The sequence below is a fragment of the Marinobacter sp. SS5-14b genome, from assembly GCF_030541005.1.
Taxonomy (GTDB): Bacteria; Pseudomonadota; Gammaproteobacteria; order Pseudomonadales; family Oleiphilaceae; genus Marinobacter.
Map to the genome: position 1 here is coordinate 16,996 of NZ_JASSVM010000006.1, position 16,489 is coordinate 33,484.

Below are 16,489 nucleotides of genomic sequence, written 5' to 3' on the forward strand. Positions count from 1 at the left end.
CGATCCGGACGAACCGTGTCCTGTGGCTTGACATTTTATGTCAATAAGCCGAGTCTATACCTCGCAATTAAACATTTGCAAGAAATAGTTTAATTGCGTTATAACAGTTTCCCGTTTGACACAAACTGTCAATTATTGGATTTACCGGAACGGATGTCTGGTCGCGTATGGAAACATTCTTCGTTGTAGCGTTCTCCTTCCCGACGGTGGTTTTCTCCGTACTGCTGTGCGTCGCCATTATTTATTGGCTGATATCCCTGCTTGGCATGGGAGATGTGGAAACCGATGGTGATATCGATGCCGGTGGCGATTTCAGCGGCCTGATGGTTACCCTTGGGCTTCAGGGCGTGCCTCTGCCGCTGGTGCTCACACTGCTCTTCCTGACTGGCTGGCTGGCCAGTTACTTTATGGATCTAGTTTTTGGTGCCCTTATCCCGGCCGGCTTACTGCGCTGGCTGTTCGGTGCTGCCGTTATCTTTGCGGCACTGGTGGCCGGAGTTTTGATAACGTCCATTGTGGTACGCCCGTTGCGGCCGCTGTTTCGCCGTGCCTATTTGCCACCGCTGCAAAAGCGGATTATTGGCACCCCCTGTGTGGTGATCTCATCAACCGTGACCGAAACATCGGGCCGCGGTGAGGCGCATCTGGATGGCGCCCATCTTGTGCTTCAGATACGCAGTCACTCGCCGCTGTCCCATCGGGAACGGGCGGTCATTATTGAACATATTCCGGAAAAGAATGCCTGGTGGGTGGTTCCGGAATCCGAATTCTATTCCGGCGATTCTGCCGGATAACCCCGCGCTTATTCCCTTTCAACCAGCTCAGGAGAATGACTAAATGGATTTATCGTGGATCATGCCGGCACTGATGACGGTCGGTGTTCTGGTTTTGCTGATATTGGGCGTGCTCACCCTGTTCAAGGCGTTTTATCGCAAGGTGGACCAGGGCCAGGCACTGATCGTGAATGACTTGTCGCCTACTCCGAAGGTGTACTTTACCGGTGCCATGGTGCTGCCGGTTGTGCATCGCTCCGAGACCATGAAAATCTCGGTCATTACTCTGGAGCTGAACCGCACCGGCAAAGAAGGGTTGATTTGTAAAGACAATCTGCGCGCCGACATCACCGTTGCCTTCTATCTGCGGGTTAACGAAACCGCGGAAGACGTTCTGCGGGTGGCGAAGTCGGTTGGGGTAGGTCGTGCGTCTGACCGTGATGCGGTGAACGAATTATTCAACGCCAAGTTCAGTGAAGCGTTGAAGACCGTCGGTAAGAAGCTGGAGTTCATGCAGCTGTTCGAAGAGCGCCAGCACTTCCGCGATTCGATCATTGAGACTATTGGTGAGGATCTGAACGGCTACGTGCTGGAAGACGTGGCCATCGATTACCTGGAGCAGACGCCGAAAACGTCTCTGGATCCCAACAACATCCTGGACTCCGAAGGCATCAAGCGGATTACCGAAATCACCGCGATGCACAACGTGGAAACCAACCGTCTGGAGCGCGACCAGGAGCTGGAGATTCAGCGCAAGAACGTTTCCGCCCGCGAAGCGTCGCTGGAGCTGGAACGCAGCCAGGCCGATGCAGAAGCCCGTCAGCGGCGCGAGATTGAAACCCTGCAGGCTCGCGAAACCTCCGAGACTGAACAGGTACGTGAGCAGGAGCGTGCTCGCGCAGAAGCCGCCCGCATCAAGACCGATGAAGAACTGGCGATTGCCGAAGAAAACAAGCAGCGCCAGATCGAAATGGCGATGAAGGCCCGCGAACGTGCGGTGCAGATTGAGGAAGTGCGCATCCGTCAGGCTCGTGAGCTGGAAGACGTCAACCGTGAACGTGCGGTCGAAATCGAGCGCATAGGCATGGAAAAAGCGCTTGAAGGCGAGCGTAAGGAAATTGCTGACATCACCAGCCAGCGCATTGCGGTTGAGCGCAACGTGGCGGAAGAGGAAGAGAACATCAAGGATGTTCGCAACCGTTCTGAAGCCGAGCGCCTGAAGGTCAAGAAAGTGGTGGCTGCGGAAGCAGAAGCTGAAGAACTGAAGCTGATGGACGTGAAGGCTGCGGAAGCGGCGTTCGAACGCTCCAAGTTTGAAGCTGAGCAGGTACGCGTGAAAGCCCAGGCCGATCTCGACGCGGCCGAGAAGAAATCCATTGCGGATGAGAAGCTGGCCCGTGGTCGTCAGGCGATGGCGGCATCGGATGGTCTGGCTGAGGCGCAGGTCAAGGAAGCTCAGGCAACCGCTATTCGGGCGGATGGCCTGGCAAGAGCCGACGTTAAATCGGCTACCGCCAAGGCGGATGAAGAAGCCGGCATGGCCGAGGTTCGGGTTCTGGAACAGCGCCTTGAAACGGAAGCCATGGGTGAAGAAAAACTGGGTCTGGCCAAAGCAGACGCCCGCAAGGCGATGGTGCTGGCAGAGGCCGAAGGCGAGCAGCGTATGGGCCACGCCAAGGCCGATGCCCGCGAAGCCATGGCCAAGGCCGAGGCTTCTGGCCTGGTAGAGAAACTCAAAGCTTACGACAACATGTCTGAAGAGTCTCGTCACTTTGAAGAGTTCCGCATGAACCTGGAAGTTCATGAGAAGGAAGTGATGGCCCAGATCGAAGCCCAGAAGACCGGCATGCTCGAAAATGGCCGCGTGATGGCGGCGGCACTGAAAGACGCCAAGTTCGAGATGATCGGCGGCGACGGTGGCATCTTCGAGAAGTTTGCCCAGGGCATCGGCTACGGTAAGAGCGTACAGGGCGTGCTGGACAAGTCTCCGTCACTGCAGGCAGCTCTGGCGGGCATCGCCGGGCGGGTGGCTGGCGAAAAGCCAAACCGCACCTCTGAAACTGCCTAAAACTCTGGAGGTCACCAGCGCCTGAGCCGGCATTGGTGGCCTCTATCTTCGTTCAGATTTCCCTCAGTTCAGGATGATTTGGTATGTCGACGGATCGCACCGGCCTTGAGAGCATTGTTCAGGAAGGTTCTGCTTTTGAAACCATTCAGCGCCGCCTGAAAGAGCAGGGCGGGCAGCTGCGGGATCAGGTTTCCGGGCTCAACCAGGCGCGGGAAGAGATTTTTGGCAGCGCCGGCATGAATGTGCTCGGGCGGGCGCGGGTGAGAACCGAGAATAACGCCATTGCCCGGGACGTGGTTCGCCTTGGCGATAAACTGCTGTTCGGTTTTAACCTGCAGCTGGGGTTGCGCAAAACCCTGGCGCTTGAGGATGTGTTCCGGCTGTATCACCTGAACGATGGCGACAGTGGCTTTGAGATGACGGAAGCGGCCATTGAAGGTTCGTTCCTCAAAGACGAACGGTTTGCCACCGATTTCCGGGAACTGCAGCAGTACTACAACACCGCCACCCTGTCGCAGCTGGTGATCCTGAACGGTATGTTGCTGATGGCGTTCCGCATCGGCGACAAGCTGGATGACCTGCGAATATTCCGCTGGGAACTGACCCCGGCGGGCGAGGTGGCCCGTTATATCGACAACCGAGGCGAGCGGGATCTGACCTTCCCGGACCGCTTCAGTTTTCCCTGGAAAAGCGTTGGCCGCGACAGTCAGGTGCAGGGGCGTTCGCCACACCTGAACATTGCCGACACCCTGTTTGTGGATAACCTTCGGGGCGACATCACCTTCAAGGTCGAGAATAACACCGCCAGTGGCGAAGGCATCTATTCAGACCCGGTCGATTCCGATTCCCAGTCTCTGGATGATGCCACTTTCGACTACGCCGATCTGGGCGAGATTCTTCTGGTTCGGATTCTGCCTTTCAACGAAAAACAGTGGCGCTACTACCTGTTCAACCGCACTCAGCGGAAAATTGAGCGGGTCGATACCATGGCAGGATCCGTTGCGTCGTTACCAGACAATCACGGCCTGATCTTCCCCTCCGGCTATTACCTCACCACCGGCGAACTGAAAACCTTCCAGATTCCGGAAGGGGATTTCCGCCTCAAGCGTTCGCTGCGCGCCCCCAATGGTGAGGATGTGCTGTATGTATTTTACGAGCAGCTCACCGGCCAGGTGATCCTGTTCCGTTACAACCTGATTCGCAAGCAGGCAGATGTGCCTCTTGTCGGCCATGGTTTTGCGTTGTTTGAGAATGGCCATCTGGTGGTTTTCAACGCCGACAACGAGCCGACACTGGTTCATCCTCTGCAGGTTTGGGCGACGCCGTTCACGTCCGAGAGCTTTCATGCCCAGGCCAATGTTGCTAACGATTCCGAACTGGCGCGCATCGGCAATCCGGAACTGGTACGCGGCATTGCCGAACTGAACACCGTGATCACCCTGGTGGAATCTGCCAGTGCCAGCGAACGTCACTTCACGGCCCTGATTCGAACGGTCGACCGCGTTCTCGACCAGTTTTTCTGGCTCACGGGCCGGCAGGAAGAAGCCCTGTTTGCCGGGCTTCACCAGCAGCTGAGCACCATTCGCAGCACCGCCGAACTGGTGCTGGATGAGTACGAAAAAGTTCAGAGCATTCGTGCCCAGACGGAAAACGCCGTCAGCGAAGTGGCGGAAGCCCAGAGTACCCTGATGCGGGATCTGAAGCCGGACAGCTGGAAAGCACCGGATCAGTTCGTAGGCTTTCTGGCCCGGCTTCGGGAACATCGGGGTCGGGTTCGTACCCTCAATGACCGCCGTTACGCCGACAAAGCCCGCATAGATACCCTTGAGCAGGAGCTGGCAGAAGCCGAAGAGCGCCTGACAGAACGCACCTTCCGCTTTCTGGCGACGCCGGAAGCCCTGGAAGGTTATCGCAAGACGCTTACCGAACTGCAGGCCAGCCTGGCAGAAGCCGAGAGCCGTGACGCTCTGAAAAAGATCGTTGAACGCTACCGGGAACTGACCACGGGCCTGGACATGATTCAAGGCATGCTGGCCTCCATGGCCGGCGATGATGCGGCGTTGGAAACTGCGATTACCGATAACATTTCCGGTATCTACGCCACCATCAATCAGCAGCGCTCGGAAGCTGAAATTCGCCTGAAAGAGCAGGGCAGTGCCGAAGCCCGTGCCCAGTTTGCTGCGCGCATCCGGCTGTTCGAGCAGAGCCTGGCCAACGGCGTCAGTGCGCTTTCGGATGTGCGGGAATGCGATGGCCTGATGACCCGCATGCTCGATCAGTTGCAGGAACTGGAAAGCCAGTTTGGCGAGTACGATGAGTTTCTGGCAGCGGTACTGGAACAACGGGAAAATGCCCACGAGAGTATCGAGGCCCGGCGCCAGCAGCTTCAGGACCAGCAGCAACGCCGCGTGACCACCCTGACGGACGCCGCGGCGCGCATCCTGAAAAACGTGAACCGCCGCACCGAGCGCTTTACCAGCCCGGAAGAGCTGCACGCGTTCTTCGCCTCGGATGCCATGGTGGCGCGCTTGCGCAGTATGGCCGGGGAGCTTCGCGAACTGGGCGCAGCCATGGAGGCGGATGATTGCCTTGGCCAGTTGAAGGCCGCCCAGGATACGGCGCTGCGCACGGTGCGAGACAAAGCCGACATCTTCGAAGACGGCGGCGCAGTGATCCGCCTTGGCAAGCACAAATTCAGTGTGAACCAGCAGGAGCTGGACCTCACCCTCATTCCGCGAGACGACCACGTACTGTTGCACCTGACCGGCACCCAGTATTACGAACGTTTGGACGAACCGGAACTGGATCGCCTGCGCGGATACTGGAACATGAGTCAGCCGTCGGAATCCGACAAGGTATACCGCGCTGAGTACCTGGCTGCGCTGGTGATTGAAGAATTCCGGAAGACGCCTGATCTGCCGGTGAACGTCGCCGATACCGACGAGCTGACCGGCTATATTCGTACCTTTGCCTCCCCCCGTTACCGTGAAGGCTATGAAAAGGGTATTCACGACCACGATGCCGCGCTGATTGTCAGCACTCTGTGGCCCGCTATTCAGAATGCCGGGTTACTGCGCTTCAGCCCGAAGGCCCGGGCGCTCGCCATGCTGTTCTGGGCAGAGCTGAGTCAGCAAAAGGTGTTGGCGCAGCAGTTGCGATCCCGCTGCCTGTCCGCCGGTATTCTGAGCCGCATGATGCAGTCGAACGACCTGCTGGACGCTCTGGAACAGGAGTTGGGCCCCAGGCTGTCAGAGTTTGTTGACACCCACGGCCTCACGCTGACGGAAAAGGGCAGTGCAGAACGAACCATGCTGAAGTCGGCTGCCGAGTACCTGGTCCTGCAGCTGGCGGAAGAAGCGGACGCTTTCGATATTACCCGCTACGCCGGTGAACTGGCCGAGGGCTTTACTGAAGCCCTGAAGCGGGATAACCAGTTTGCCCAGTATCAGAATGCCCTTGATGTGGTCGCCGACCAGCCGGCTGCTCGCTGGAGTATCACGGGTCATTGGCTGAAAGCCTGGATGAACAAGACCGATCACCAGCATCTGCTGCATTACCTGCCGGAAGTGGTCGCCGTGCTCAACGTGGGTTCGGCACTCACCACCAGCGTGCGCAGCGTGGAGTTGGCGTTTCAGGTGGAGGGCTTGCTGGGCCAGCATGCCTGCATCAACGAGCGCACCCTGAGCCTGCAGCTGGATGAATTTGATGAACGCTTGCGCTATCACCAACAGGAAATCATTCCCGGTTGGCAGCAGTTGCAAGAGGTTCGCCACAAAGTACTGGAAAAGTGGCGCGATCAGCTGCGCCTGGAGGAGTTCCGGCCCCGGCCGCTGTCCTCGTTTGTACGCAACAAGCTGATCAGCGAGAGCTACCTGCCAATCATCGGCGACAACCTGGCCAAGCAGATGGGCACCGCCGGCGAAGACCGGCGCACCGACCAGTCCGGCCTGCTGATGATGATCTCGCCGCCCGGCTACGGTAAGACCACGCTGATGGAATACGTCGCGAACCGATTGGGCCTGATCTTCATGAAGATCAATTGCCCGAGCTTGGGCCACGATGTTACCTCGCTGGATCCGGAGAAGGCGCCCCATTCCACCGCTGAGGCGGAGTTGATCAAGCTCAACCTCGCACTGGAAATGGGCAACAACGTGATGCTGTATCTGGATGACATCCAGCACACTCATCCGGAGTTCCTGCAGAAGTTCATTTCTCTTTGCGACGGTACCCGGCGCATTGAAGGCGTGTGGCGTGGCCGCACCAGCACCTACGACATGCGCGGCAAACGTTTCTGCGTGGTGATGGCCGGTAACCCCTACACCGAGAGTGGTGAAGTGTTCAAAGTACCGGACATGCTGGCTAACCGGGCTGATATCTACAACCTGGGTGACGTGCTGTCTGGAATGGAGCACGCCTTCGCGCTGTCCTACATCGAGAACAGTCTCAGTGCCAACCGGGTGCTGGCACCGCTGGCCACCCGTGGCATGGCCGACTTCTACCGGTTTGCCGACCTGGCCGAAGGCAAGGCTGTGGCGGATTCGGACTTTGAACACGATTACAGCGCCGCCGAACGGGACGAAATCGTTTCCCTGCTGAAGAAAATGATTCGTGTGCGGGAAACCGTGTTGCGGGTGAACCAGGCTTACATTGCCTCCAGCGCCCAGGCGGAAGCCTACCGCACCGAGCCCACCTTCAAGCTGCAGGGCAGCTACCGGAACATGAACAAGCTGGCGGAGAAACTGTCGCCGGTAATGAGTGACAAAGAGCTGGAAGCCCTGATCGATGACCACTACCAGGGCGAATCCCAACTCCTGACTCAGGGTGCGGAAGAAAACCTGCTCAAGCTCAAGCAGATGCGAGGCACCCTGACGGAAGCCGAAGCGGCCCGCTGGCAGGCGATCTGCGAAGAATATCGCCGGCGTCAACAGGCCGGGGGCGATGAAGAAACCGGCGTGAAAGTGGTACGTCAGCTTGGCGTGATCGCCGAGCAGATGCAGCAGTTGGGGCAGCAACTGGTCGCGGGCATGGCCAACCGGAAAGATTCGGAGCCCGATCTCGATAAAGCCCTGGGGCAATTGTCCCGCTCTCTGGAAACCGGCCTGACCGAAGGCCTGCAGTCTGTGCAGTTAAACCCCGCGGTGACCGTGAACCTCGACAGCCCGCCACAGGTAGGCGAGGCGTTGATGGCGTTTGCGCGGATCTTTGAAGAGTCCATCGTGCCGCTGGTGAAAACCATGGATGGCAAGCTGGATCTGGACTTGAAAACCCAGAGTGAGATGAGTCGGGTGCTGAGGGTAATTCGGGAGTTGCAGGAGCGCTTGCTGACCCAGTAGTCGGTAAGTTTTGATGGTTTACAGGCAGGCTGGTCGAGAACATCTGACGTCTGACCTGGAACTGAGCAGGAATGAAAGCTTCAAGGATGAAAGACATGCCACCTGGTGATCAACAGCTTTGGCTTTTGGCGTTGAGCGGCCCCCTGGTCGCCCTGAACCGCAAAGCGGGGGCTAGATACGATGTCCCTTCGTTCTGGGCTGCAGATGCAGGCACTGAACAAGGCGACATGCTCAGCTCCGCCTGGGGTATTGAAGATCGTGAAAGCCTGCTCGAGACCGTCTCGCGTATGGCGGACCGCGGCCACGCGGTTTCGATCGGGGCAAACTACTGGGCCTGGCATCAGGTTTTGCCCAGCGACCGGGAAAGTGCCCGCGCAGAGATGCCTGAATTGAATCGCCTGCGGGATCTCTTTCTGGATAGAACGGCCATGCTTACAGGCACTGGAGGCATTCGTGCCTGGGATCTGGGGCGCATGAGCTATCTTCTGCGCAACGGATTGTACCTCGGGTACATCAGTGAGCAGGAATGCCAGTATCTTCATCTGCAACTGGGATATCGCGCGCTTTACTGGTATCGATCCTGGGATCAATACCTGTGCGGTTACTTCAGTGGTCGGATGCTCTGGATGGCACTGGAAATCGAGTCCCCGGATGAATTAAAGGCATTTTTGTTCGATGAAGCCCCGTCCTGGTTGAGCCGCATTTTTAATGACGTTTTGACCGATCCCGAAAACCCGGCCACTTATTTGCCCTGGGCAATGGATCTTGACCAGATCGAACGTCCGGACTCTCTCGGTGAGGAGGGGTTATGAACGAGGCGTGTTGGGACGTTCTGGGGGTGACACCGACAGCGGATGAACGGGTGATCCGAAAGGCCTACCTGTCGCTCCTGCCCGGAGTGCATCCGGAGGAAGACCCGGAGGGTTTCAGGGCACTGCGGGAGGCCTATGAGTTCGCTCTCGAAAGTGCCCGGCAGAACGATCTTTTGGATGGGGATGTTGAGCCGCAGGCAACGATTGAAGATCCAGAGCTGATCGACGCGCAGCGATGGATGGATCAGCTGATCGCTATAACGAATGATCCAGAACAACGCTTTCTGGAAGCATCGTATGAAACGATTCTCCAGGAGCTGACGGGCTGTTCACTGCAGGTCCGTTATTTACTGGCCCAGCCAACCTTCAACTGGGCTCTCGATAACGGCTGGCTGCCAAATCAGGTGTTAGCCAGGTTAAGGGATTGCCTGGATTGGCGAAGCCTGTTGCTCCGGTATTCGTCGGAGCAGGTTGTCCAGCTTGAGGGGTTTCTCGACGGGCTGGATGCAGCGGATGTATTCGACCTGTCCACGCTCGCATCATTTCCGACCCATGCCCAGAGTGCTGCACTGAGTTATTTTTCTGCCTTGGTATCGGCATTTGGGCGCGGCAATCTGCGTGAGATCGACCGGTTGCTGAACGAGCATGGGGTCACCGTGATTCCGGCATGCCGGGAATTGGCGTTACTGGTGCTGCGTTGCCATGTCGCGATAGAAAAACCTGTTCCTGATGTCTGGTTGAGCTGCGCTGAGCGGATACTGCCGGCGCTTGCCAGCCAGCGGCCGGATGACGCGGCCTGGCTTTTTGCACACCTGCATTTCCACAGGCAGGATCATGCAGCCGCCATGACCGCTATTCGGCCGATGATTTCGGTAGATGCGGCTCCTGCGGTAAAGAGTTTTGTGATTGAACTGCATCGCCGTTGTGGTCAGGAGTGGGTCCCTCTGTGGACGGTATTGCTGAATCCGGATTTGCGGGACATGCCGAATGCCGCGGATTGTATGATCCTGGTTATGTCGAAGCACGCCTTGGCCGGTGTCGACAGCCCCTTGAGCAAGCAGGTGCGGCGGTTTATTGATGCCAGACTTTTACCTTCGGCTTCCGCCGTCATTGCTGACATGGTTCCCATTGGCGATGGCGATGGCGATGGCGATGCGCTCGCGTCACTCTATGGATGGGTGAGGCAATTACAAGGCGCGTCGTCGTTCTTGCAGAATGAGTTCGCGCACCGCTGCAAACAGCATTGTGGCCCGGCAAATTTTGAAGTGTCATTCCAGATTGCGTTAGACCTCGTGGAAGCACACAGCTCTCGTCAAAAGATCCTGAGTTACGAGTTTGATGAGCTGATCGAAGCCGCGGAGAAAGGCACCTTGCCCGCCGCATCACGTTCTACCTTGTTGAGTGCAATCAGTCGCCAGCCAGACATGTCCATCGAGGCCCTGCAGAGGCTTGCCGATGCTGCAGGCATGGACGTGGATAGCGCGAACCAGACCTTGATACCAAGGACAGCTGTTGAGTGGGCGGAGCTGCGCCTGAACCTTGCAGGAGAGCATTGGGTCGATTGTGCTGATTTTCCGCTAAGCGATGATGACATCAGCGACTGTATCCGTTTTGGATTTCTCCTGGATTGTCATCCGGGCTGCCTTTGGGAGGCTCCCTGGAGGGATCTGCTGGAGCGTGTTTCTCATCAGCAGGAGAACACACTGTTCCGGCGCTTGTCAGGCCTGCTGTTAGGCCTGAGCGATGGCTCGAAGGGTATCGAGGACGTTAAAGAGTTCTGCCGGGCCAACGTGAATCTTATGGATTGCTCCGGTTTTAGCCCCACGTTCGCACGGCTGCTGTGCTCCCCCCGGATGAGTAGCATCCTTCTGCAGAATGGGTTTGAAAGAGAGCTGTTTCCTGATGCCAGCTGGGTGCCGGTTCTGGCTGCGGTGTTGGGTGCGTGTCAGACCAGCTTCGTCGATAACATGTTGTTTTACGCGCTCCTTATCGTTGACCGGGATCTCGGGGAAACCTTCAATGACCGGCTGGCAGCGCGAAAGGCACCCGCATTACAACGTCTCAAAATACCAGCCGGTGTCAGGTTTGCCGAGGCCATCTCCATGGCACCGGGTGACCGTATCAAGGTCAATCACTGGGGCGATGGATTCCCGGATTATGTTGAAGGGGCGGTCGACATACTGGCAGTCCTGAATCGGCACCAACCCCATGAGCAGCCTTCACAAGACCTGGTTCGACGGGTGTATGAGACCTATGCCGGGGACAGTGAGCATCAGGAGATCGCCGGCAGGCTGCTGTGCGGACTGATTCTGGGCAGTCTACGAAAGCGGCTCACTGATACGCGTGAGCAAGCTAAACCACCCAAAGACACTACCCTGTATCCATTCTGGTTTGGTGGTCTTCTGAGCCGGCGCGGTTTTGCTCTGCATATGCTTTGCTACTTTGCCGCGGCTTTGGCCTGGCTGTACTATCCGGCCACGCCGCCATTCGCTGTGTTTTTACTCTTTGTTGTGGTCATGACGGCAGCGGTGTTGAGCAGTCTTGTGCGCCGGATGAGAGATGCCGGTCTGGGTAAGGTAAGGATGGTTTTAGCCACAGTTGTGAGCATCGCCATGCCGGTCATCGGCCTGGTGATAGCCACTGTATTGATGTTCAAACCCTCGGTTCACGGCCGTTCCGAACAGGCGGACGAAGCCAATGGCTTGTTGTCGGCCATGTCGGGCTACGGCGAAGCCGGTCGGAAACCGTAAAGCATAAGGACAGTGCAATGAAATCACTTGCCATAGGTATCGATCTTGGTACCACGAATAGCCTGATAGCGGTTTGGCAGGATGGTAAGTCAAAGCTGATTCCAAACAGCCTTGGCCAGCTAATGACCCCTTCTGCAGTCAGCCTTGATGAAGACGGTTCGCTGCTCATTGGAGCGGCAGCCGCAGCACGACGTGTGACACACCCGCAGCGCACAGCCGTCGCTTTCAAGCGCTTCATGGGATCGGAGCACCGGTTCGAACTGGGTGATGGTCACAGTTACACACCGACGGAGTTATCGTCGTTTGTTTTGGCAAGCCTGAAACAGGATGCAGAGAGCTTTCTGGGCCAGGAAATAAACGATGTGGTGATCTCCGTCCCCGCCTATTTCAACGATGAACAACGCAAGCATACGGCCTTTGCGGCGGAATTGGCTGGTTTGAACGCCGTCAGGTTGATCAACGAACCGACCGCCGCAGCGCTGGCTTATGGTCTGCATGAGAACTCAGACCGGTTGTCCCTGGTGTTTGACCTCGGTGGCGGAACCTTTGATGTCACTCTGCTGGAGTACGTGGGTCCGGTTATCGAAGTGCGCTCTTCTGCGGGCGATAACTTTCTGGGGGGCGAAGACTTTACCAAGGCGATTGCAAATGAATGCCTCGAGCACTGGGGCCTGAAAGAAAGTGATATTGATCCTGCCTCCAGAGCGCTTTTGCTCGCAAAAGCGGAGCAACTGAAATGTGGGCCTGTCCATCAGCGCGGCAAGCTTTGCTGGACCTGGCAGGACAAGGAGTTTGAATGGTCCATGCCTGAGGCCATTGCCCGGACATGGCAGCCTTTGCTCGACCGGCTGAGGCAACCGGTTGAACGTGCCTTGAGGGATTCGAAAATAAACCCACGCGCGCTGGATAACGTAGTTATGGTCGGTGGCAGCACGCGCCTGTGGGAGGCGCAGCAACTGGTGAGCCAGCTGTTTGGAAAAATGCCCTTGCGTCACCTGGACCCGGACACCGTTGTGGCCCAGGGCGCGGCGGTTCAGGCTGCTTGCCGCCTTCGGGATGAGGCCGTTCAGGAAATCATCATGACGGATGTGTGCCCATACACCTTGGGCATAGCCATCTCCAGTGAAGTCAACGGTGAGCGCATGAGCGGTTTGATGTCACCGATCATCGAGCGAAATACGACGATACCGGCGTCCCGCGAGCAATACTATTCCACGACAAGAGACGATCAGACATCGGTGAATGTGCTGGTCTTCCAGGGCGAACGCCCGAGGGTACGGGACAACGTTTTTATTGGTGACATTACGGTGCCTGTTCCGCCGGCTCCGGCCGGTGAAGAGTGCATTGCTGTGCGTTTCAGTTATAACGTGGATGGCCTGCTGGAAGTGGACGTGACCGTGCAGAGTACCGGCGAGAAAATTGAGCGGCTGATTGATCGCAGTCCGAATGGGCTGACCGAAAGCCAAAAGCAGGCCTCGCGAGAGCGGCTGAGCGCCGTGAAAATTCATCCGCGGGACGAGATGCCCAACCGTACGCTGCGGGCCAGGCTGGAAAGTGCTTATGCCCAGACTCTGGGTCAGGAACGTGAGGCAGTCATGCACTGGCTGAACCAGTTCGATGCGGTGCTTTCCCGTCAGGACGGTGCTGAAATCCGGCGTGTTCGGGAACGGCTTGAAAGCGAGCTTGCGGAGTCGATCCAGTTCAGTTGAAAGAATAACCGACACCGCTTGAGGTGCCGGTTATTGATAAGTGCCAGGGTAAGGGTTACTGGGCTGCAGCCGGGTTCCCTGCTCTACGCAGTTGCTCCATCGCTCCCAGGCTGGTGAAAACCTCAAGGCTGCTTACCGGGCTGCCACCAGCCTCACCACCTACGTAGTAGTCGGGCATGTCGATGGTCACGTCCTTCAGTGCCGGGTACATAACCTGGGCAATATCCCGCTGGATTTCAGCCATGTAGATGTCCCGTGCGGCCTGTTTTGCGAGCAGGTGAGCCTTGGCTACTTCGGCTTCTGCCAAGCCCTGTTCCCGGATGGCTTTGGCGGCGTAAGTGGCGGCTTCTGCATTGGCCTTCTGTATGTCACGCTCGGCTACCGAAATTTCGAGCTGCTTCTGTTTTTCCAGCACCGCCACGGCTTTTTCTTTCTCTTTCCGCACGGTTTCCAGCTGAGCCTGCTGGCGCTCCATTTCCACTTCTTTCTGTTTCGAAATGATCGCCAGCTCTTTGGTGCGCTGGGCATCCTGAATAGCCCGTGCTTTTTCTATCTCCTTTTCCAGCTGTGCAGTCTTGGCCTCGGCCCGGGCGGTTTCCTGCGCCTGGATGGCCGTAATGCGCTTCGCGACCAGGTCTTTCTTCTTGATCAGAAGTTCGTCCAGGCGCTTTTCCGGAAGTGGTCGGCCGATGGTGACCTGGCGAACCTGGATGCCATAGGAGTCCAGTGGGTTGGCAATGCGTTTGGCCTGTCCGGCACTGTCCTGAAGGATGATGTTTTTCCACACCAGCTGAACTTTTCGCTCAAGCCGGTCGCCGTCGTCGTTGGTGGAAGAGACTGCCGCGAGGTCGGTTTGCTCCACTTCCACTTGCCGCCTTTCGGTTTCGTACAGGCCGTTTTGCAACTGGTCTTCGAGCTGCACTTTGAACTTGTTCAGGCCGCCCTGAAAGAATTCCTCACCGGTATATTGGGTTGCCGTAACTACGGTAACGTTCTTGGCGTTTTTGATCAGCAGAGAGTCGATCAGGTTGTCATAACTGCGAAATTCCCGGTGCATGGCGATGATTTTTTCGGGATCGGCGGACAGTCGGAAACGGAAGGTTGCAGGGATGCGGGCGGTGTAGGTATCTGCGAACTGAACTTCAACTTCAGTCAGCTGGCGCGAAGATTGAATTTTTTCACCGCTTTCCTGGTTGCCAAAGCTCAGCGTCATTGCCTGATTGTAGGTGTAAACGTTTGAGAACATCGGCATCTTGAAGTGCACGCCGGGTTCGCTAAACACGCGGATGCTGCCGAACAACGTATCTTGAACGACATAGGTGTAGCCCAACTGGGTCGTAAAGAACGACGACATGGCGAGAAATACGACGAGCGCTATGCTGGCGATGGCCATAATGTATTTTTTCAGGTTGGCCAGTAGCGAGTTCAGCAACGTGTCCGTCCTTGAGGGGGCCTGGGATTCCATTCAACACTCCTGAAGTTTTTTGGGGCGGCTGAAGTTACCCTAACTGCAGCAATAATGTGTAGGACGGTTCAGATTGGTGGTGTGAGACATGTCTGCAACTCCTGAAAATCATCAGCGCTGGTCAAAAAAGCTTCACGCATCGGTAACCCTGTTTGTGAACACTGGCTCAGCAGTATCATTCATTTAACAAGGAGCTGGTTATGAAGTTACGCATACTGGCGGGCATGGCATTGTGCTCGCTGCTGATGACGACCGCCCACGCGGGGCCGCAGCAACACGACGCCCGCAACTGGGTGCCGCCCGGCCTTGCCAAGTGGCAGGATTCATCGGATTGGGGTAAGCACCACCACGGGAAGTTCAAGGGTCAGGAATCGGTGCAGCTTGGGCCGCGCCCGTTCTGGCTGGTAGAGGACATGGACGAGGGCCCGTTGAAAGAGCGGCTTCAGTCCTGCAGTGCCCGTCCGTTTAAACCCTCGGACTTCTCCATCGGCCACCGAGGCGCGCCGCTCCAGTTCCCGGAGCACACGCGGGAATCCTACATTGCTGCGGCCAAAATGGGTGCGGGTATTGTCGAGTGCGACGTCGCCTTCACCAAGGACCGGGAACTGGTTTGCCGCCATGCCCAGAACGATCTGCACACCACCACCAACATCGTCACCATTCCGGAACTGAATGCCAAGTGCACCCAGCCCTTTGTCCCTGCAGATCCGGCCTCAGGCACACCCGCTCAGGCGGAATGCCGTACCAGTGATATCACGCTGGCGGAATTCAAAACTCTGAAGGGCAAGATGGACGCCTACAACCCGAAGGCCACCACGCCGGAGGAATACGTTGGCGGTACAGCGGACTGGCGGACGGACCTCTATACGGCCCGGGGCACGCTGCTCAGCCATCGAGAAAGTATTGATCTGCTCAAGTCTTTGGGTGTCAAGTTCACACCGGAGCTGAAATTCCCGGTGGTGGAGATGCCGTTCGAGGGTGATTACAGCCAGCAGGATTACGCCCGCCAGATGATTCAGGACTACATCGATGCGGGTGTGCATCCGAGAGATGTCTGGCCTCAATCCTTCAATCTGGACGATGTACTTTACTGGGTGAATGAAACGCCCCGCTTCGGCAAGCAGGCGGTGTTCCTGGATCAGGAACCGATTACGCCAGACACCTCATCCCTGGCATTCATGGAAAACCTGAAAGCCCGCGGTGTGAATATCCTGGCGCCGGCGATCTGGAAAATGCTGACACTGGATGGCCACGGTGACATCGTACCTTCCGAGTATGCGGAGAATGCCCGCACGGCTGGCCTCGATATGATTGCCTGGACGGTTGAACGGAGCGGTCCATTGGCTTCCGGCGGCGGTTGGTATTATCAGACCGTCACAGACGCCATCAATAACGACGGTGATGTGTTCAACGTTATTGATGTGTTGGCCCGTGAGGTAGGTGTCATCGGGATCTTCTCCGATTGGCCGGCCACCACAACCTACTACGCAAACTGCATGAACCGGAACAGCGGTCGGTAAGCTGAGCTACGGTAGGTCAGTGCATGCGAGGCGCGCTGACCTGCCGTGAACCTGAGCGT

Annotated in this window: 8 protein-coding genes; 7 read left to right on the forward strand and 1 reads right to left on the reverse strand. The window is 57.1% G+C overall.

Going from position 1 to position 16,489, the window contains the following annotated elements; genetic code table 11:
• The first annotated feature begins 167 nt into the window (after nucleotides 1-167).
• From QPL95_RS13705 to QPL95_RS13730, 6 genes are all read left to right on the forward strand, one after another.
• A complete protein-coding gene (locus tag QPL95_RS13705) occupies nucleotides 168-794 on the forward strand; it encodes a hypothetical protein (protein WP_303291551.1) in 627 nt (208 codons plus the stop codon).
• Between the two features lie 43 nt (nucleotides 795-837).
• Complete coding sequence (locus QPL95_RS13710) at nucleotides 838-2,841, forward strand: flotillin family protein (RefSeq protein WP_303291552.1); 2,004 nt, start codon at nucleotides 838-840, stop codon at nucleotides 2,839-2,841.
• Nucleotides 2,842-2,924: 83 nt separating this feature from the next.
• Nucleotides 2,925-8,174 carry a DNA repair ATPase gene (locus QPL95_RS13715; RefSeq protein WP_303291553.1) on the forward strand — a complete coding sequence of 1,750 codons (5,250 nt, stop codon included), beginning with the start codon at nucleotides 2,925-2,927 and terminating at the stop codon, nucleotides 8,172-8,174.
• 95 nt (nucleotides 8,175-8,269) lie between these two features.
• Nucleotides 8,270-8,986 (forward strand): DUF1266 domain-containing protein, encoded by a 717-nt coding sequence (locus QPL95_RS13720; protein WP_303291554.1) that lies wholly within the window; start codon nucleotides 8,270-8,272, stop codon nucleotides 8,984-8,986.
• The gene (locus QPL95_RS13725) at nucleotides 8,983-11,736 is read left to right on the forward strand and encodes a hypothetical protein (RefSeq protein ID WP_303291555.1); all 2,754 of its coding nucleotides are present in this window, start codon (nucleotides 8,983-8,985) and stop codon (nucleotides 11,734-11,736) included. Before QPL95_RS13720 ends, QPL95_RS13725 begins: the two co-directional genes overlap by 4 nt.
• Before the next feature lie 17 nt (nucleotides 11,737-11,753).
• Nucleotides 11,754-13,445, forward strand: a complete 1,692-nt coding sequence (locus QPL95_RS13730) for an Hsp70 family protein (protein ID WP_303291556.1) — start codon at nucleotides 11,754-11,756, stop codon at nucleotides 13,443-13,445.
• A gap of 55 nt (nucleotides 13,446-13,500) precedes the next feature.
• On the opposite strand, the gene QPL95_RS13735 is transcribed toward QPL95_RS13730, so the two are convergent.
• A complete protein-coding gene (locus QPL95_RS13735) occupies nucleotides 13,501-14,910 on the reverse strand; it encodes an SPFH domain-containing protein (RefSeq protein WP_303291557.1) in 1,410 nt (469 codons plus the stop codon).
• Between the two features lie 200 nt (nucleotides 14,911-15,110).
• On the opposite strand from QPL95_RS13735, the gene QPL95_RS13740 reads away from it, so the two are divergent.
• Nucleotides 15,111-16,430 carry a glycerophosphodiester phosphodiesterase family protein gene (locus QPL95_RS13740; protein WP_303291558.1) on the forward strand — a complete coding sequence of 440 codons (1,320 nt, stop codon included), beginning with the start codon at nucleotides 15,111-15,113 and terminating at the stop codon, nucleotides 16,428-16,430.
• Nucleotides 16,431-16,489: the final 59 nt, after the last annotated feature.